The 19,315-nt window shown below is 34.9% G+C and carries 18 protein-coding genes; 14 read left to right on the top strand and 4 right to left on the bottom strand.

Annotated elements, in window-relative coordinates:
* Positions 1-3 precede the first annotated feature (3 nt).
* Together FAF07_RS06125 and FAF07_RS06120 are read left to right on the top strand one after the other, a co-directional pair.
* The gene (locus FAF07_RS06125; protein WP_142784271.1) at positions 4-750 is read left to right on the top strand and encodes a succinate dehydrogenase/fumarate reductase iron-sulfur subunit; all 747 of its coding nucleotides are present in this window, start codon (positions 4-6) and stop codon (positions 748-750) included.
* Between the two features lie 85 nt (positions 751-835).
* On the top strand, positions 836-1,780 hold the full coding sequence (locus tag FAF07_RS06120; protein WP_142784270.1) for a M28 family peptidase: 945 nt from the start codon (positions 836-838) through the stop codon (positions 1,778-1,780).
* Here the strand turns inward: FAF07_RS06120 and FAF07_RS06115 are convergent.
* Positions 1,777-5,187: a hypothetical protein gene (locus tag FAF07_RS06115; RefSeq protein ID WP_142784269.1), complete on the bottom strand. Its 3,411-nt coding sequence runs from the start codon at positions 5,185-5,187 to the stop codon at positions 1,777-1,779. The two genes, FAF07_RS06120 and FAF07_RS06115, sit on opposite strands and share 4 nt — an antisense overlap.
* A gap of 166 nt (positions 5,188-5,353) precedes the next feature.
* On the opposite strand from FAF07_RS06115, the gene FAF07_RS06110 reads away from it, so the two are divergent.
* The 4 genes from FAF07_RS06110 to FAF07_RS06095 all read left to right on the top strand — a co-directional run bounded on the left by FAF07_RS06110 (position 5,354) and on the right by FAF07_RS06095 (position 9,810).
* Complete coding sequence (locus tag FAF07_RS06110; protein WP_142784268.1) at positions 5,354-6,118, top strand: exodeoxyribonuclease III; 765 nt, start codon at positions 5,354-5,356, stop codon at positions 6,116-6,118.
* Positions 6,119-6,163: 45 nt separating this feature from the next.
* Positions 6,164-7,123: an OmpA family protein gene (locus FAF07_RS06105; protein ID WP_142784267.1), complete on the top strand. Its 960-nt coding sequence runs from the start codon at positions 6,164-6,166 to the stop codon at positions 7,121-7,123.
* A 277-nt stretch (positions 7,124-7,400) separates the two neighbouring features.
* Positions 7,401-8,438: an NADP(H)-dependent aldo-keto reductase gene (locus FAF07_RS06100; RefSeq protein WP_142784266.1), complete on the top strand. Its 1,038-nt coding sequence runs from the start codon at positions 7,401-7,403 to the stop codon at positions 8,436-8,438.
* A 250-nt stretch (positions 8,439-8,688) separates the two neighbouring features.
* Positions 8,689-9,810 carry a M57 family metalloprotease gene (locus tag FAF07_RS06095; RefSeq protein ID WP_142784265.1) on the top strand — a complete coding sequence of 374 codons (1,122 nt, stop codon included), beginning with the start codon at positions 8,689-8,691 and terminating at the stop codon, positions 9,808-9,810.
* A 237-nt stretch (positions 9,811-10,047) separates the two neighbouring features.
* Here the strand turns inward: FAF07_RS06095 and FAF07_RS06090 are convergent, their stop codons facing one another.
* Together FAF07_RS06090 and FAF07_RS06085 are read right to left on the bottom strand one after the other, a co-directional pair.
* Complete coding sequence (locus tag FAF07_RS06090; RefSeq protein ID WP_142784264.1) at positions 10,048-11,595, bottom strand: Rne/Rng family ribonuclease; 1,548 nt, start codon at positions 11,593-11,595, stop codon at positions 10,048-10,050.
* A 398-nt stretch (positions 11,596-11,993) separates the two neighbouring features.
* Complete coding sequence (locus FAF07_RS06085) at positions 11,994-12,284, bottom strand: HU family DNA-binding protein (RefSeq protein ID WP_055442767.1); 291 nt, start codon at positions 12,282-12,284, stop codon at positions 11,994-11,996.
* A gap of 142 nt (positions 12,285-12,426) precedes the next feature.
* On the opposite strand from FAF07_RS06085, the gene mutY reads away from it, so the two are divergent.
* From mutY to gldD, 4 genes are all read left to right on the top strand, one after another.
* Entirely contained in the window at positions 12,427-13,470 is a 1,044-nt protein-coding gene (gene mutY, locus FAF07_RS06080; RefSeq protein WP_142786550.1) for an A/G-specific adenine glycosylase, read from the top strand.
* An 88-nt stretch (positions 13,471-13,558) separates the two neighbouring features.
* Positions 13,559-14,002 (top strand): single-stranded DNA-binding protein, encoded by a 444-nt coding sequence (locus FAF07_RS06075; RefSeq protein WP_142784263.1) that lies wholly within the window; start codon positions 13,559-13,561, stop codon positions 14,000-14,002.
* Positions 14,003-14,061: 59 nt separating this feature from the next.
* Entirely contained in the window at positions 14,062-15,366 is a 1,305-nt protein-coding gene (locus FAF07_RS06070; RefSeq protein WP_142784262.1) for a gliding motility-associated protein GldE, read from the top strand.
* A 21-nt stretch (positions 15,367-15,387) separates the two neighbouring features.
* Complete coding sequence (gene gldD, locus FAF07_RS06065; RefSeq protein ID WP_142784261.1) at positions 15,388-15,993, top strand: gliding motility lipoprotein GldD; 606 nt, start codon at positions 15,388-15,390, stop codon at positions 15,991-15,993.
* A 58-nt stretch (positions 15,994-16,051) separates the two neighbouring features.
* Here the strand turns inward: gldD and FAF07_RS06060 are convergent, their stop codons facing one another.
* Positions 16,052-16,597 carry a heavy-metal-associated domain-containing protein gene (locus FAF07_RS06060; RefSeq protein ID WP_142784260.1) on the bottom strand — a complete coding sequence of 182 codons (546 nt, stop codon included), beginning with the start codon at positions 16,595-16,597 and terminating at the stop codon, positions 16,052-16,054.
* A gap of 71 nt (positions 16,598-16,668) precedes the next feature.
* Between FAF07_RS06060 and FAF07_RS06055 the strand changes: the two genes are divergently transcribed.
* The 4 genes from FAF07_RS06055 (at position 16,669) to rpmA (ending at position 19,252) form a co-directional block, all read left to right on the top strand.
* The gene (locus FAF07_RS06055) at positions 16,669-17,577 is read left to right on the top strand and encodes a DMT family transporter (protein ID WP_246067784.1); all 909 of its coding nucleotides are present in this window, start codon (positions 16,669-16,671) and stop codon (positions 17,575-17,577) included.
* Between the two features lie 90 nt (positions 17,578-17,667).
* Positions 17,668-18,120, top strand: a complete 453-nt coding sequence (locus FAF07_RS06050) for a DUF4199 family protein (RefSeq protein WP_142784259.1) — start codon at positions 17,668-17,670, stop codon at positions 18,118-18,120.
* A gap of 77 nt (positions 18,121-18,197) precedes the next feature.
* Positions 18,198-18,938, top strand: a complete 741-nt coding sequence (gene rplU / locus FAF07_RS06045; RefSeq protein WP_142784258.1) for a 50S ribosomal protein L21 — start codon at positions 18,198-18,200, stop codon at positions 18,936-18,938.
* Positions 18,939-18,991: 53 nt separating this feature from the next.
* Complete coding sequence (gene rpmA, locus FAF07_RS06040) at positions 18,992-19,252, top strand: 50S ribosomal protein L27 (RefSeq protein WP_142784257.1); 261 nt, start codon at positions 18,992-18,994, stop codon at positions 19,250-19,252.
* The last annotated feature ends 63 nt before the right edge of the window (positions 19,253-19,315 follow it).

Raw genomic sequence — 19,315 nt, 5'->3', positions numbered from 1 at the left:
GCTATGAATTTAACATTGAAAATATGGCGTCAAAAAAACGCCAGTGATAAAGGAAAGATTGTAGATTATCCGTTAAACGATGTGTCTCCAGATATGTCTTTTCTTGAGATGCTGGATGTTTTAAACCAAGAATTAATTGATAAAGATGAAGAGCCTATAGCCTTCGATCACGACTGTCGTGAAGGTATTTGCGGGATGTGCTCCATGTTTATTAATGGTCGTGCACACGGTCCTGATTCTATGGTAACTGTCTGTCAGCTGCACATGCGTAGTTTTAAAGATGGCGATACCATATCTATAGAACCATGGCGCGCCACTGCTTTCCCAGTGATTAAAGATTTAATCGTTGATAGAAGTGCTTTTGATAGAATTCAACAAGCAGGTGGATTTATTTCTGTAAATACTTCAGGAAACACACAAGATGCAAATAATATACCTATTAATAAACACGACGCTGATACTGCTTTTGATGCTGCTACATGCATTGGTTGCGGCGCCTGTGTGGCTTCATGTAAAAATGCCTCTGCCATGTTATTTGTTTCTGCAAAAGTGTCACAGTTTGCATTGCTGCCTCAAGGACAAGTTGAAGCTACTGACCGTGTGTTAAATATGGTAAAACAAATGGATGAAGAAGGTTTTGGCAATTGCACCAATACAGGAGCTTGTGAGGTAGAATGCCCAAAAGGGATTTCTCTGGAGAATATTGCCAGAATGAATCGCGAGTACTTATCAGCCAGTTTAGAAGGCTAAAAGGACCAACAACAAATCATAAAGTTTTTTAAAATCCCAAGTTAAGTCTTGGGATTTTTGTTTCTTTATAATCAAGAGAAAGACTATGACTAAGCAACTCTATTTAATTGCACTCCTTTTATTTATAAATATTACCATTGTAAAAGCGCAAGCGCAGTATATACATGCAGCGCATCCAGATCCTAAAGCGCAGGATGTTTTATTTAATTCTGAAAATTTATTATGTCATGTCAAAAATTTATCGTCCGATGCTTTTGAAGGTAGAAGAACAGGAACCAAAGGAGGCATTAAAGCTAAAAATTATGTGATACATCAATATCAGAAATTAAAAATTTCACCTTACAAAAAATCTTATCAACAGCCATTTTATTTCTATAAAGGCGGAAAGAGTTACTCTGGTATTAATGTTTTGGGTTTTATTAAAGGCACAAAAAACACAAGGGAATTTATAGTTATAAGCGCTCATTACGATCATGAAGGGATTAAGAAAGGGCAGATTTATAACGGAGCAGATGACAATGCATCGGGAGTAAGCGCACTTTTTTCTATTGCAGAATATTTAAAAAATCATCCTCCTAAAACATCGGTTATTTTAGCGGCATTTGATGGAGAAGAACTGGGGCTTAGAGGCGCTAAGCATTTTGTTGACAGTAATATAATATCAACAAAAAGCATCAAAGCCAATATTAATTTAGACATGATTAGTCGAAGTTGCAAGAATGAACTTTTTGCAGTAGGCACCGCATATAATAAACGCTTGAAGTGTATTGTAACCAAAAGCGAACATTCAAAAAAAATAAAGCTTATTGCTGGTCATGATGGCTATGACGGTTTGCAAAACTGGACGTATTCATCAGATCAAGCGCCTTTTCATCAAGCCGGAATTCCATTTTTGTACTTTGGAGTTGCAGATCATAAAGATTATCACGAACCTACAGATGATTATGAGGGCATTCAGCCTGAATTCTATATTGAAGCTGTGAAAACCATTATTTCTGTGTTTAATAAAGTCGATATTGCTAGACTTTAAAAATAGGCCTTGAGTTGAATAGAGCCGGTATGAATGGTTTTGCTGGACTCCGATTTTCTGCCAAAATAATTCAAGTTTAAGTCTAAGAATTTTGTTAGTTTTTTTTGTGCCAATAAACTCCAGGTAAAGTTCTTTCCAGGTTGCAAACCTTCTAGCATTTGATAGGCCACAGGCGTGTTTGCATTGCCTTTAAAGCTATTTGAAAAATAATTAAACTCACCATTAACAGCGCTTTTTTGTTTGTTGGCAAGCGTAAAGGAAGCCCCGTATTTTTGCTGTTTTAATGATTCTTTTTTGCCAATAGTATTCTCTTTGGTTGTGTTTTGATAAAAGATATCGAAGCGTGAGTTGTCATTAAACAAATATGAGAGTTTTGGATTTAATCTCGTTTCATCAAAATTATAGTTTTTACTAACAAAATTTTCGCTGACACTTTCATTGGTGTCAAAAGCAGCGAGCAGATTAATCAACCAAGTTTCAGCAATTTTATGGTTAAAATTCAACTGATGGCTTTTTAAATTATTTTCAATAAAGCCAATAGAAAGAAGGTTTCGTGCCTTGTTAGATAGATAGGTATAAGAGGTCGTGTAATGTTGTTTTCCGCGATTAAAAAACATAACGTTCCTAAAATTCAATTGTAATCCCAGTTGGTTTTCTTCATCATTTTCAAAAGGATTAAGATTAAAACTATTCCCTTCTCGTTTTAATTTTCGGTCAATTAAATAGCTCGTTTGGTTGTAAAAATGTGACCAAAATACACGTGCTTTATTTTTAGAAGTAGACCATCTTGAAGGGTTAAGGGTAAGCGTTTGGCTTAATCTATTTTGATGTGTTTTAATAAACACCCGATTAGGTAATAACACCCTTATATAAATACCCTGATCTTGAAACTGGGCTATTTCAAATTCTTCTAATTCTTGAATACCATTGTTATTATAATCTATCCAAGTATATGTGCCCTGTCCGGGTTCAACTTCTACATAGGTAAAATCCTGCTGCGGTAAAGTGCCGGAGTTGGTTTCAAAAATGGTATTCCATTGCACGAATTGCTTAAATAGTTTCTGGTTGTACTGTAAACGGGAGTTAATAGATTGTTCATCAGCAATGGTTTCATCTTCACTTTTAAGCGTTCTATAATTGGCATACAACGACAAATTTGTGTTTTTATTTTGGATAAAACGGGCATCTAAATAATACGTATTGGAAGCATTCACCCGTTGCAATTGGTTAGAACGAAGACTATCATTCACCCGATACTTATACCCGATTTCAGTAAAAACCTTAGTGCTGTCACCAATTCCTGTAAACACTTCATAAGATTTAAACTTTTGATTTAGTGGTGTTAAAGTTGATGTCAGCTTATCAGTTTCCTCATTATCTTCAATTGCAAATCTTGCCCCAATCCACTTTTTATTGAGATTGTAAGAAACCCTATTGTAAGATCTTAAAAAAGTGGAAGTATTCAAATTTGACGATGCGTTAAGAAAACTGGACGACGAGATAATATGTAATTTATTTAATATAAGATTGATATGGGCTACATGTCTATTTCCATTAAAGCTATTGGAAAATGATAGATGCTCGAACTGATAATTTGCAAGCCCTTTTTTAGCATGAACAAGATTTAAACCAGAAACCACTAATTTTTGATTCCCAATAGGATTTTCTATATTCCAATCTCGAGAGAACTCTGCATTGTATAAGCGTTCAATCGTTTTAAAATTCTGTTCAATGTAATCCAGATCTGCAAATGCATTTATATTCCAGAGGCTGTCTTTTTTTGCAAGCGTTTGGCTAACCTTTAATTTACCAGCAAACCCATCATTGTTCTCATCATCACTATTGGAAAATAAATTCAAGTCGTTTTTGCTGCCTGCGGCTTCAAAACTGATTTTTGTGTTTTCCGAAGGGGTATATCGGCCGTTTACTGTGGCTATTTGGAGTTTAGTTGGTGCTACTAGTTGGACTATAGGGGCGTAGTTACCTTGCGGAATAGCCCCAACGGGTGCAATATATTCATAAATATTATTAATGGCATCGCTGCTGCTCAAGATATAATCGCCTTGATTTTCACCCACTAAGGTGAAGCGAACACGAAACAATTCATCATTTGGATCATTTGAAAACACAAAAGCTTCCTGTCCGTTTATCAATGTCTTTCTATATAAAATTCTATTTTCATTTATGGATTCTTGAACCGCAGAAGGCGCTACCATTTGAGACTTGTCATCTCCAGCATTGGCAAGAATTTGAATTTGTTCATCAGATAGATTCTGTTGTAATGGTTGATTTTTCGAATCGTTTTCAGAATACACCGAAATGCCTAAATTAAATTTTTCGCTAGTATAATTACCACCTCCAAAAGCCACCAATCTAGAATAATTGCGTTCGCTAAATTGATAATCTATGGTAATACGCATCTCAGAGGTTATAGGAAATGTGGCATTAAATATAATTTCTCCGGCGTTATAATCTATAATATAATCTTGATCTTCACCACGTTTAACCGGCAAACCATTGACATAAACGGTTTCACTACCCGAAACAATAAGCACAAACAATTCACCATTATCACCTTGCAATTTATATGGGCCCTGATTACCTTCCTGTGCCGTAAACTGGCTACGTGTAAATTGCCCACGCACCAAAGCACCAGCGGCGAACACATTGGTTTTTGATGCTTCAGAGCCAAAATTCGCGTTGACCAATAGCCCTTGAACACGCTTCGAGAAGTTGGCAAAATAAGAATTGGGATTCTCCAGATCGATATCGCCAGCGCGGATATTCCATCGCTCGCTAAACAATTCAATAAAAACCTGATCAAATTCATCCAGACGCTGTGAATAGCCACTTTCTTGAAGCGGAATATTGGCATCTTGTATGGAGGCCCGCAGCGAGACTTTATCATTCAGCTTGCCTGTAATTTGTAAATCGAGTTCACTTTTTAAAACAGAATTTTGATTGTTGCCAATAGTAACCCCTCTAGAGATACTTCCGGAAGTGGTTAGACCATCGAACGGAATAAAATTCCTGCTTGTATTGGGTTGTGATAATTTGTATAGTGTATTCGCCTGCTCCGTATTTTCAACAATGATATTCTCGTCCAGCTGCTGATAGGTTTTTGTTAGAAAATCAGGAAAACATAAGTAGTTTATAATGACACTATCCGTTTCTATGGCTTTTTTAAACGTGAGCATTGCTTTCGCATAATCAACAAAATAGAACGACGAATCGATAATCGTATTATCCATTCGTTTAATAGCGAATGCGTTCGAATTAATACTCACGCTATCAATTTGAATGGTGTCTTTTACAGCAAAACGTTTCACTTTATAATTAGAGCGGTTGCCTTGAGCTGAGGCACAAAAACCAATTAAAAAAATAAGGAAACATAGAAGATACTTCATCAGCTACTTAAACTGCAATTTGTTTGAATTATTTTGTTGATAGAATTTGTTAAAACACTTATAAAATAATAGTGTAAAAGTAACGCATTATTTATTTTAGCTAAAATGAAGGTTTCTTCGTAGAATATAAGATAAATTCAACCTTAATAAACTATTTCAACCAAGAATGAAAATCATATCATACAATGTTAACGGTATTCGGGCAGCAATAAATAAAGGGTTTATAGATTGGCTTAAAGTGGCTAATCCAGATGTGGTTTGCCTACAGGAAATCAAGGCGATGGAAGAGCAATTGGATCTCAGCCTGTTTACTGATGCGGGTTACCATTATAACTACTGGTATAGCGCCCAAAAAAAAGGTTACAGTGGTGTTGCCATCCTTAGTAAAATCCAACCAAAACTTGTTGAATATGGGACAGGAATAGCCTCTATGGATTTTGAAGGACGAAATGTTCGAGCGGATTTTGATGGGATTTCTATAATGAGTTTGTATTTACCGTCGGGTACTAATGACTTGCGCTTAAATCATAAATTGGAATATATGGATCTATTTCAAAATTATATTAATGCCTTAAAGAAAGACATTCCAAACTTAGTAATATGTGGTGATTATAATATTTGCCATAACGAAATTGATATTCACAATCCAAAAGGCTTGAAAAATGTTTCCGGGTTTTTACCGGTCGAGCGTGAGTGGATCGGGAATTTTATGGAGAGCGGTTTTATTGATTCATTTAGGTATTTGAATAAAGAACCCGATAACTATACGTGGTGGAGTTACCGAGCCAATTCACGCGCAAATAACAAGGGTTGGCGCTTAGATTATGCCATGGTTTCAAAACCGTTACAAGAAAAACTTAAAAGAGCCGTTATACTCTCTGATGCTGTTCATAGTGATCACTGTCCAATTTTAGTGGATATTGAAAATTAGGAGCATGTCAAAAATGCAATCAATAACATTTCAAATTTAATAAACATGATTAAAAACATCACCTTTACCATGCTGGCGCTCGTGCTTTTTGCATCTTGTGTGTCACCAAAAATTTATAAAGAATTAGAAGACAAGTATGCTAATTTAAAACAAGAAAACAGAAAACTCTCTGATGAAAATGACGTATTGCTCAATGAGAGAAACGCTGCTAAAAATGAATTGGATCAACTGGAGATGGAATACGATGTCGCAGTTGCAAAACGGGATAAGCTGCAAGCAGATTACAACGCAACAAAATCAAATTTCGATAATTTAAAAGCCTCTTATGATGCTTTAGAAAAAAATAGTTCGGCAGCGATTGCAGAAAACTCTAAAAAGAATAGAGAGTTATTGGCACAACTTGAAGCCAAAGAGCAAGCCCTAGCTTCCGAAAATGCACGCTTACAAAAACTCAAAAAAGAATTAGAAGACCGTTCCAATCGTGTGGCAGAATTAGAACATGTTATCGCCTCGAAAGATGCCGCCATGACCGATTTAAAAAATGCCATTTCCCGTGCATTAACAGATTTTGAAGGTAAGGGCTTGACCGTAGAACAACGCGACGGTAAAGTCTATGTTTCTATGGAAAATAAGCTGTTATTCAATTCAGGGAGTTGGGCAGTAGGATCCGAAGGTCGTAAGGCGGTGCAGCAATTGGGTAGCGTATTAGGCGACAACCCGGATATTGCGGTGTTAATTGAAGGACATACAGATAATGTCCCCTACCAAGGCAACACGCAACTTAGCGGCAACTGGGATTTATCTACCAAACGCGCCACGGCCATCGTTAATATACTTCGAGAAAACAACAACATCAACCCAGAAAATTTAACCGCAGCAGGACGTGGCGAGTTTGCACCCGTTGCCACAAATGATACGGCAGAAGGCAAAGCAAAAAACCGCCGTATAGAAGTAATTTTAACGCCAAAGTTGGACGAACTGTCTAAATTGCTAAACGAGAATTAACAAGTACCGTCATTGCGAGAAACGAAGCAATCTCATGATTTAAAGCATTAGTTACTATTATAAACAGATTGCTTCGTTCCTCGCAATGACATTTCATTTATAAGTATTAGCATATTTTAAACCTTTCAGATTTAATTTTAATTCTGAAAGGTTTTATCTTTACACACCATTCCTGAAAATTCAGGAACCTATAATTATATTTAATATTCCATTAAAAAGATTTCCGCTGTAGTTTGTCTTGAACGAGATATATGAGGAAATAGCATATAAACCATTTATGAAATACACATCCTTACCAAATACCGATTTAAAAATTAGTAAATTATGCTTAGGTTCTATGACTTGGGGCAATCAAAACTCGGAAGCCGAAGGGCATGCCCAACTCGATTACGCCTTTGATCAAGGCATCAATTTTATTGATACCGCAGAGTTATATCCCGTTCCTGCCACAGCCGAAACCCAAGGGAGAACCAGTGAAATTATTGGCACTTGGTTAAAGAAAACAGGACGTAGAGACCAAGTTGTCATTGGTTCTAAAATTGCAGGCACAGGCGATTACACAGCGCATATCCGTACCACGGGATTTAGTCCTACTGCTATAAAAGAAGCTGTCGATGCAGAACTTAAAAGATTACAAACCGATTATATAGATCTATACCAATTGCATTGGCCAGAGCGAGAGACGAACACTTTTGGAGTTCGCGATTATAAGCATAATCCAAACGATGCTTGGAAAGATAATTTTAATGACGTCCTTCATGCTTTAGATACGGTGATTAAATCTGGTAAAATTCGTCATGTTGGGATGTCCAATGAAAAGGCCTGGGGCGCGATGCGTTTTTTAGAAGAATCAAAAACACACGACTTACCTAGAATGGCTACCATTCAAAATGCATATTCCTTATTAAATAGAGTCTTTGAAGGCGATATGGCAGAAGTGGCTATTCGTGAAAATTTAGGGCTTTTGGCCTATTCACCCATGGCATTTGGTGTGCTTTCAGGTAAATATATTAAAGGAATTGCCGGTGATGATGCCAGACTTAAATTGTTCCCGCGATTTGCAAGATACAGCAGCGAGCAGGCTACTGAGTCAACAAAACGCTATTTAAAAATAGCAGAAGCTCATAATATGACTTTAGCGCAAATGGCATTAGCCTTTGTAACGCAGCAACCTTTTGTAGCCAGTAACATTATTGGAGCTACCAATTTAGAGCAGCTTAAAGAAAATATCAGCAGTATAGATATTAGTTTAAGTGAAGAGGTACTAAAGCAAATAAATGAGGTGCATGCGGCAATACCTAATCCTGCGCCTTAATTAATAAGTTATCTACCATATTTCCTCTTAAGAGGTAAATCTTAATTATTTGAACTTTATAGTTTCACAAAAACCCTCATTTTACGGATTCCCCACAGCAACATTTTTAGTTTTTCGATAAAGAGTAAGTTTTTCAACATTTTACTCATATGAAATTAAAACATAAAAACTAACTTTAATACATTAAGAAACTTTCCCTCATTTTTTTAATAGCAAATTAAATTTTTATTAACCTTTAAATTATTAAAAAATGAAAAACAAATTTAGTATTATCAAGTTATTTTTGGTATTTGTAATACCATTATTTTTATTTCAGAATTGTTCGGAAGAAACAACTGAGGAAGTTGTAGTTGAAGAAGCTTTAGAGGATAATAGCAAGTTACTCGAAATCCTAAAACAATGGGGTTTTGAAGAAAGTGATATTGAAGATAGAGGTGATTTTTATTTAGTAGAAGGAGACATTGAATTTTATAAAAATAAGGAGTATTCATTACCGCCAAATAAAAATTTGGTTAGTAAAAATTCTAGTAATAGCAAAATTCTTCAAACAACTACAGCATATTTAGTGTCACATGATGTCAATCATGATTTTGGTATAAGTGTTGCGTTTGCATCTGAAGTAAGTCAAGCATGGATGTCAGCTGTTCAATCTGCTATGGATGAATGGAATAGTATTTGTCATGTTAATTTATATATAACATACGATTATGATAACGCTGACATACAAGTGTATTATAAAACAAGTGGAGCGGCTTCAGCTGGGTTTCCCACTTCCGATGGAAAACCAGGTAGTTGGATGAAAATTAATGATGGAGGGATAGGGTATTATAGTGCTTTACAAAAGGAATGGGTAATAGTTCATGAGTTAGGGCATGCATTGGGTCTAAACCATAGCTATAGTTATACTGATATAGTTAATGGTTGCTCAAATATTAGTAATATACCTGGAACACCAAATTGTGATTTTAATTCTATCATGGGCTATAATACTGGAGGCAACACATTTAGTTTTTCTTCATATGATGTTTCAGCTTCAAGATATTTGTTTCCAGATCCACCTAAACCTCTATTATCTGGCCCTACTTATATGAGCTCTGGTATAAATTTTATCACTTGGACTTATGATGGAGGTATAACAAATGCCCAAAACTATAAATGGTGGTATAAAAAAAGAAATGTAAATGGGGCTCCTTATGTTATATGGACTGGTCAAAATCTTCCTTTTTTCGTTGAACCTGACACTGTTTATTCAAGTGCAAAAAGTTCTTATTTTGAAATATATTTAGAAGTAATGGATGCTAATGGGGGAGTATTTACTAGTAATACATATACTATTTTGAAAAAAGGAAAATGGAAATATACTGGTTTGTAAAAGTTTAAATCTACTTTGGTTATTTAACAACTGCCAATATAATATAGATTATTAAACTTTTTCGACATGTCATGTAGGAACTTCTAAATTGGTGCTAAACTCGCGTTAGGGATAGCAGAGGAAAGCCCACAGAGAGGTACGACCGAGGACTTGTAACGAATAGCCCAACCCTTTTCGGGTAACGCCAAATTATAAAACAAAAAACCCGCAAACTTATAAAAGTAGCAGGTTTTTAAGTTATTTAATTTGATTACCATCTTTATCGAAAAAATGATATTCTAAATATGTGTAAGCATCTCTTGGTAAAATTTTGACCCATTTTTTGTGTTCTAAAAACCATTTAGAACGTATAGATGGAATGCCTTGTGTTAAGAAGGCAGCTATAAAAGGATGTGTGTTTAATGTCAGCTTTTTATAGTCTTTTTTAAGCAATCGTTCAAGATCTTGTGTTACTTTTTGCACCAAACCTATGGGTGCTTCAACCTCAGAACCATTAATAATCTCGTCAGGATTTTCCTCTCGTGTTTTAATGTTCATTTCTGGGCGTACACGTTGCCTTGTAATTTGTATCAATCCGAATTTACTAGGCGGCAAAATTTTGTGTTTTGCTCGATCATCCTTCATTTCGTCACGAAGGTGATTAAACAGTTTTTGCCTGTTGGCAGCATTGGTCATATCAATAAAATCGACTACAATAATACCTCCCATATCACGTAAACGCAATTGACGGGCCATTTCTGTAGCGGCTATTAAATTAACTTCTAATGCTGTATCCTCTTGGTTATTGGCTTTATTGGACCTGTTACCGCTGTTTACATCTATAACATGTAGGGCTTCTGTATGCTCAATAATGAGATACGCACCTTTTGCCATAGAAACGGTTTTACCGAATGAGGTTTTAATTTGTCTTTCAATACCAAATTTTTCAAAAATGGGTACTTTAGACTGATACAGTTTAACTATTGATTCTTTTTTAGGTGCAATTTCTTGCACATACTCTTTAATTTGATAGTAGAGCTCTTCATCATCAACATGAATACTGGTAAAAGTGTCATTGAAAATGTCTCGTAAAATGGACGAGGCTTTATTCATTTCTCCTAATACTTTACTTGGATGATGTGCTCTATGCAGCTTTTTACACATTGCCGTCCAGCGACTAAGCAAATTTTGTAAATCCTTATCTAGTTCAGCTACTTTTTTGCCTTGGGCTACAGTACGCACAATAACACCAAAACCTTGCGGTGTGATGCTTTTTACCAATCGTTTTAATCGGTCTTTTTCTGCTTTGTCTTCTATTTTTTGAGAAATAGAGATGCGGCTGGAAAAAGGGACTAAAACAATATATCTACCTGCAATGGACAACTCAGAACTAATTCTGGGGCCTTTTGTAGATATAGGTTCTTTTGCAATTTGTACTAATAGCGATTGATTTGATTTTAAGACATCGGCAATTTTGCCGTCTTTATCAATATCTTTTTCAAATGGGAAATTCTTTAAAGAATAGTCGTTTAATTTACCTGTGCTTACACGTTTTGTGAATTTTAAAAGAGAAGGTAATTTTGGTCCTAAATCATGATAATGCAAAAAGGCATCTTTTTCATAACCTACATTTACAAATGCAGCATTTAGACCAGGAACAGCTTTTCGTATTTTGGCTATAAACACATCACCAACCGAAAAGTTGTTATCATCTTCGTCTTTCTGTAATTCAATAAGTTTTCCATCTTTTAATAAGGCAAAATCAACATGCTCGGAACTAGATCGAATAATCAATTCTTTCTCCATGGAGTTAATTTTTATCCATATACTCTAGTTAAGAGTTAAAAGTTAAAAGTTAAGAGTTAACGGTAAATTACCAAAAACCAACAACTAACAACCAACAACCAGCAACCAAATTATACAGATGGATTATACATTATTTTTCACAGGATTTTTTAAATCCGTGGAGTTCATAAACATCAAAATGATGTTAAAAATTTAATGAACTCATTTCAAAGAACGTTGTTGTTTTAAAACCAAAAAAGTAGTTTGTCTAACTACTTTTTTGGTTTATTTTTTCTTCTTGTGACGGTTAGCGCGTCTACGTTTCTTGCGTTTGTGCGTCGCTACCTTATGTCTTTTGCGTTTTTTACCACTTGGCATAAATAGTGTCTTTTTTAAATTAGTAATTTATTATTAATATTTTATTTAACGTCTACATTGGTTTTAACACCTTCTACAAATACTTTTGCAGGTTTAAATGCAGGGATATTATGAGCAGGTATCTTAATAGTCGTATTTTTAGAAATATTTCTACCTGTTTTTTCTGCTCTTGTTTTGATAATGAAACTTCCAAAACCTCTAAGATATACATTGTCACCACCTTCTAAAGAAGTTTTTACTTCTTCCATGAATGTTTCAACAGTTGCTTGAACATCTCCTTTTTCAATTCCTAACTTCTCAGAAATTTTTGCTACTAAATCAGCCTTCGTCATTTTAATATAATTTATTTGGGTTACTATTTTTAATTCTAAAAGGGATGCAAATATAGGAATTTAATATTCAATATTTCAAACCTAATTCATTAAAATTTAAGATTATAAACGTTTATTTTTGCGACTTCGTATTATTCAATCCATGATATTCTCAGAAATTATAACATATTGGTATTCAGTTAATAAGCGTAATTTGCCTTGGCGCCAAACCAAGAACCCTTATTTCATATGGCTCTCTGAAATTATTTTGCAACAAACACAAGTGAAACAGGGCTTACCGTATTATACAGCTTTTGTTGATGAATACCCATCGGTTTTTGATCTTGCTAAAGCCGATGAAGAACAGGTTTTAAAATTATGGCAAGGACTCGGTTACTATTCTCGTGCACGGAATTTACATGCTGCAGCAAAACATATTGCAAATGAACTCGATGGTAAGTTTCCAGATACTTATAAGGATTTATTAAAACTTAAAGGGGTGGGCGATTATACTGCTAGCGCCATAGCTTCCATTTGTTTTAATGAAGTTGCTGCGGTGGTAGACGGCAATGTATATCGCGTGCTTTCTAGATATTTTGGTATAGACACCCCAATCAATTCTTCAATAGGTGCTAAAGAATTCAAACAATTGGCTCAAGCGCTCATTGATAAGAATAATCCAGCTGAGTTTAACCAAGCCATCATGGAGTTTGGTGCAACCCATTGTAGGCCTAAAAATCCGTATTGCCATAGTTGCCCTTTTAATAATGGATGCATTGCTTTTAATAAAAACAGAATTGATGAACTGCCTGTTAAAATTAAATCCGCGAAAGCGAAGAAAAAGTATTTTCATTTTATGGTATTTACTTCTGATGATGCTAAAACCATTTTAGAAAAACGGGAAGGCAAAGGGATTTGGCAAAATTTATTTCAGTTTCCGTTAGTTGAAGTAGAAAAACAACTCAAGGATGAAGTCGTATTAGAACATCTTAAAGCGCATAATTTGTTAAGTGATACTCACTTTGAAATATCCAAGTATAATGATAAGCCTATCGTTCACAAATTATCTCATCAGCATTTATATACCACCTTTTGGATTGTGAGTACAACCCATATAAAAAGTGCTGGTATTCCCATCTCTAAAATAAGGGATTATGCAGTTCCAATTTTAATTGGAAATTTTATTGATGACTTTAATTTTCAGTAGTTTACTATCCACAATCATATTTTTTTATTAATTTTAAAAAAATGCAAAGCATTAGTGTAATTTTGCATATTCAAAAAAGAACGTAATTATGTCTGGAACATTAAATAAAGTGATGCTAATAGGGCATTTGGGAGATGAGGTAAAGATGCATTATTTTGAGGGCGGTGGTTGCATTGGCCGTTTTCCCTTGGCAACAAATGAAACCTATACCAGTAAGCAAACCAATGAACGGGTTACAAATACAGAGTGGCATAATATAGTGGTTCGGAATAAAGGTGCCGAAATATGTGAAAAGTATTTGAGCAAGGGTGATAAAGTGTACATTGAAGGTCGTTTAAAAACCAGAAAGTGGCAGGATGACAAAGGCAATGATAGATATTCGACTGAAGTTCAGTGCATAGATTTTACATTTCTGTCTACCAAAAAGGAAAGTGACAATAATGCTTCCAATAAGCCAGAAGCTTCTCAGCCAGCGGCAATGCCAAAAGCGGATGAAGCCTCTGCGCCAGAAAAGGATGATCTCCCGTTTTAAAATGAAAACAAAAAACTACTGTATAGCACGTTTTCAAAGTTTAACTAAAACCACCATACTTGGATCCTGAGCCCCTGCGTTTTACATCCGCACTTATAGCAATTGATTTTTCAAGTGTTATAGGTTTCACGTTATTATTCTTACTCTTATTCTGTTCTGCGCTTATTTCGGGTGCAGAAGTATCCTTATTTTCATTAACCAGAACAGATATAGATGAAGGATTGGAGGGAGGCTCTAAACGGATTCAAATAATAAGTCAGCTATTAGAACGGCCTAAAAAATTATTAGCCACCATTTTGGTCGCCAATAACTTTATAAATATTGCCATTGTTATTTTATTTGCCTATTTAAGTAGCACACTTTTTTCAAATATTATCTCACCAGTCCTCAAGTTTACATTAGAGGTTGTTATAGTGACCTTTTTAATATTATTATTTGGCGAAATTCTGCCTAAAATTTATGCTAGCAGAAACAAAATTAAATTTGCGTCTTTTATGGCTTACCCCTTAAAAGTTTTAGATTTTTTATTATCACCCATAAGTTTGCCCATGCGTAGCGTGACCTTAGCTATTCATAATAAATTAGGCAAACAGAAATCCAATTTAAGTGTTGACCAGTTATCACAGGCACTAGAATTAACTAGCGAAGAGGATACTACTAGAGAAGAACATAAAATACTGCAAGGGATTGTGTCATTTGGAAATACAGATACGAAACAAGTCATGCGCCCTCGGATCGATATTTTTGCGCTGAACGTAGATCAGAAGTATTTAGAAATAATGCCCGAAATAATTGCTAATGGCTACTCCAGAATCCCAGTTTATAAGGATAGTATAGACACTATTGAAGGTATTCTGTATGTGAAGGACTTATTGCCTTATATAGATAGGAAACAATTTGATTGGACCAGTTTAATTAGAGATCCGTTTTTTGTGCCAGAGAATAAAAAGTTAGATGATTTGATGGCGGAATTTCAAGAGAAGAAAGTTCACTTAGCCGTTGTTGTAGATGAATATGGCGGAACTTCGGGTTTGATTTCGTTAGAAGATATTATTGAAGAAATTGTTGGTGATATCAGTGATGAATTTGATGATGAAGATTTAACCTATTCTAAATTAGATGACCATAATTATGTGTTTGAAGGCAAGACGGCTTTAAAGGATTTTTATAAAATTATTAAACTTGAAGACGAGACCATCTTTGAAAATTCTAAAGGTGAAGCTGAAACCATTGCTGGGTTTGTTTTAGAGAATTCTGGAAGTTTCCCGAAATTAAACAGTAAAATAAACATAGATAATTACGTTTTTACTATTGAAGCTTTAGATAAAAAACGCATTAAACTGATTAAATTTACGATTCTATAATTGATTGAAAACTGAAACTTCATGATTAAGAAATCCCAGAATAAATATGTGTTCAAAATTATAACCTTATCTATGGTTTTTGGTTTTGTAGCTTGTGGTGAGGATTACGTGCCTAAGCCAAAAGCCTATTTAAGATTGGAATACCCTAAAGCAGATTATACGAAGTCGCAATTAGACTTGCCTTTTTCTTTTGAAATGAATAAACTGGCCACTAAAATAAAGTCCAAAAACCTGAGTGGCACCACGACCAGTTATGGTCTGGATATTGAGTATCCAACACTAAAAGGCACTATTTTTTTAACCTATAAAGCCATTGATAATAAAAAAGAAAACTTCATGTTGTTTTTAAAGGATGCCGAAAACCTTACCCAAAAACATATGATTAAGGCTGATGAGATTCCAGTGACGGTATACGAAAATAAAGAGAAACGCGTATATGGTCTGTTTTCTGAAGTTAAAGGCGATGTAGCATCTCCTGCACAATTCTATATCACAGACAGTATAAATCACTTTCTAACGGGTTCTTTGTACTTCTACGCAAAACCAAATTACGATTCTATTTTACCGGCGGCAAACTACTTGCAAAAAGATATGAAGCATATTATGGAAACTGTGGAATGGAAATAAAAAAAAGGGCTTTAATTTAATTAAAACCCCTTTTTTTACTAGTACATAAATATAAGGTTTATGCCGTTTCTTTCTTAGCGCAACATGCTTTTTTACAATCTGCCGCACAGGCTGTTTTGTTATCCATAGATGTTTTATCGGCACAACACGCTTCTTTACAAGCTGCTTTTTCAGCGTCGGTTTTGCCAGCACAGCACCTTTTATCGCATGATTTTGCAGTTGAAAAATCAGCAACCGTTTTCATATCCGTTACTTTATAGATATCAGCAACCTTAGTTACGGTTTCTTCTAATAGTACAGGATTAACCTTGGCTTCATCATATTCTACCATAGCTAATTTTTTATCAAAATCAACGGTGGCAGATTTCACACCATCCATTTGAGACATTTTTTTCTCAATGGTTTTTGCGCAACCTACGGCACAAGTCATACCTTCAATGGTAAATTCGGCCTTGGCGTATTTGGCGTTAGGGTCTAATTTGTTTTCAGCAGCAACATCCGCTTCAACGGCTATAGTTTTTACTTCTGGTTGAACTTCATTTTTACAGTTCATTACAAAAACAGTCACAATAACTATGGCTATAATGTTTTTTAATGTCTTCATTCTTTTTAAGTATTAAATTATACTCAAAATTACAAAATGTTAGCGTTTATTGTAGCGAAAACAGAAACTTTATGATGCATAGAATTATTAATATAAATAGCCTGAATTCAAAATGGATGTATCTTTTTACATTGTCGATTATATGGGGAAGTTCATTTATATTAATTAAGAAGTCACTTTTAGGCTTAAGCCCAATTCAGATTGGGGCTTTAAGAACGATTATCACTGGCCTGTTTTTATTCTCAATAGGGCTTAAAAGTTTAAAGACCATACAGGTGAAAGCATGGAAATGGCTTATCATTTCCGGATTTTTAGGCTCCTTTCTTCCAGGATTCTTTTTCGCGATAGCAGAAACAGAAATTGACAGTGCCGTAGTCTCTATTTTAAATTCTTTGGTCCCGCTAAATACCATTCTATTGGGTGCTGCCGTGTTTAAAATAGCCTCAACAAAGCGCCAGGTTATTGGTGTCATCATTGGCTTTATTGGAACTTCTATTTTAATATTTAAGGGGGCTGATTTAAATCCGAATCAAAACTACCTATATGCGGGGTTTGTAATTTTATCAACTATCATGTATGCCTTAAATGTGAATATCATAAAACGCTATTTACAACATGTGAAGCCTTTGGCTATTGCTACAGCCAATTATGTCGCTATTATAATCCCAGCAGTTATAGTATTGCTTTTTTCAGATTTTTTTACGAAAGCCACATTTGAAAACCCGGAATTTAAAATGGCCATGGTCTATATTACCATCTTGTCATTCTTTGGGACAGCTATGGCAAAAATTCTCTTTAATAAACTCGTGCAAATGGCCACACCTGTTTTTGCGTCTTCAGTGACATTCATTATGCCTATTGTAGCATTGACCTGGGGTTTTTTAGACGGTGAGGATTTTCATTGGTTGCAGGGTGTTGCTAGTATTATCATTTTAATAGGGGTGTATTTAGCGCATAAAACAAAACCAAAAATGGTCTAAAGGAAAATCGTAAACATGTAAAAATGAACTATAAATTATTTTAATACATAATTTTTCACGAAATTTAAGTGCATCTAACGCATTGTACTTATGAATAAATTATCACTACCTATTAGGTTCGGACTCGTTACGGGCATTGTTTTAATAGCCTATTTTTTGGTTTTGGCACTGTTCGATAAGCACATAAATCCTGTTTTTAGTTTTTTCAATGCTGTAATTACCGCATTTGGTATTTATGAAGCCATACGATTAAATAAGTTGCAAAACCCAGAAACCTTTGGTTACGCGGAAGGGTTTAGAGATGGTGTAATAACGGGTACCATTGCCACCTTTGTATTTACCATTTTCTTTTTGTTCTATGCCACAGAAATTAATGCAGGTTTTTTGCCACAACTTCTTCAGAATATGCATGGTACTTTTAATACAGATATAGGCATGATAACCTTTATAGTAGCCATCATGGGATTAGCAACTACGGTGGTTGCCACCCTTACGGTGATGCAACTTTTCAAAAAGAGTAGAAATATGCCTCAAAATGAATAAAACGTTTGTAGTTTAATTAATTAGGAGTATATTTGCACTCATTTTTGAACAAAATTAAATAAATAAAACGTTACGCTATGTACGCAATTGTAGAGATAGCAGGGCAACAATTCAAAGTTGTAAAAGACCAAAGAGTTTTTGTTAACCGTTTACAAACAGAAGAAGGTAAGAAAGTTGATTTCGATAAAGTTCTTTTAGTTGGTGATGGTGACAATATTACTTTAGGCGCCCCAGCTATAGACGGAGCTCTTGTAGGAGCAAAAGTCTTAAAGCACCTTAAAGGTGATAAAGTTATAGTTTTCAAAAAGAAAAGACGTAAAGGTTACCGTGTTAAAAATGGTCACCGTCAATCTTTAACTGAAATTGTAATTGAAAGTATTGCTGCTTCTGGATCTAAGAAGTCAAAACCAGCTAAGGCTGAAAAAGCGACTCCAGTAAAAGAAGAAACTAAAAAAGTAGAAGCTCCTAAAGCTGAAGCAAAGAAAGCAGTGAAAAAAGAAGTTGAAGTAAGTGACAATTTAGTAACTCGTGCCGAAAACAGAGCTGATGATGCAAATATCGAAATGAACATCGATAAAGTGCTTCACAGTATTGGAACAGCTACTAAAGCCGAAGCTGATGATTTAAAAGAAATCAACGGTATTGGTCCAGCTTATGAAAAAAGACTTAACAAAGTAGGTATCTATACTTACGAGCAAATCAGCAAATTGAAAGCCGCCGATAGAGACGAGCTTTCTGGAATTGATGGTGTTACTCGCGAGAAGATTGAAACTGAAGAGTGGGTTAAACAAGCTAAAGCCTTGTTGAAAAGCAAATAATAAAATCATTAACCTGTTGGCCAACTTGGCGAACAATATAAAAACTTAAGACAATGGCTCATAAAAAAGGAGTAGGTAGTTCTAAGAATGGTAGAGAATCAGAATCAAAACGTTTAGGTGTTAAGATTTTTGGTGGACAAGCTGCTATAGCTGGAAACATTATCGTAAGACAAAGAGGGAATACACATCACCCAGGTGAAAATGTATATTCTTCAAAAGATCATACATTACACGCATATGTAGATGGTCTTGTAAAATTTACAAAGAAAAAAGACAACAAGTCTTATGTTTCTATTGAGCCTTTTGAGGTTTAGCAAAACAACTTTCTAAATTATTAAAAAAAACCTTTTCTGAAATTCAGAAAGGGTTTTTTGTTT

This window comes from Changchengzhania lutea (assembly GCF_006974145.1).
GTDB classification, from domain to species: domain Bacteria; phylum Bacteroidota; class Bacteroidia; order Flavobacteriales; family Flavobacteriaceae; genus Changchengzhania; species Changchengzhania lutea.
Note: the sequence above shows the minus strand (reverse complement) of the source record. Positions and strands in the feature narration are given on the sequence as shown.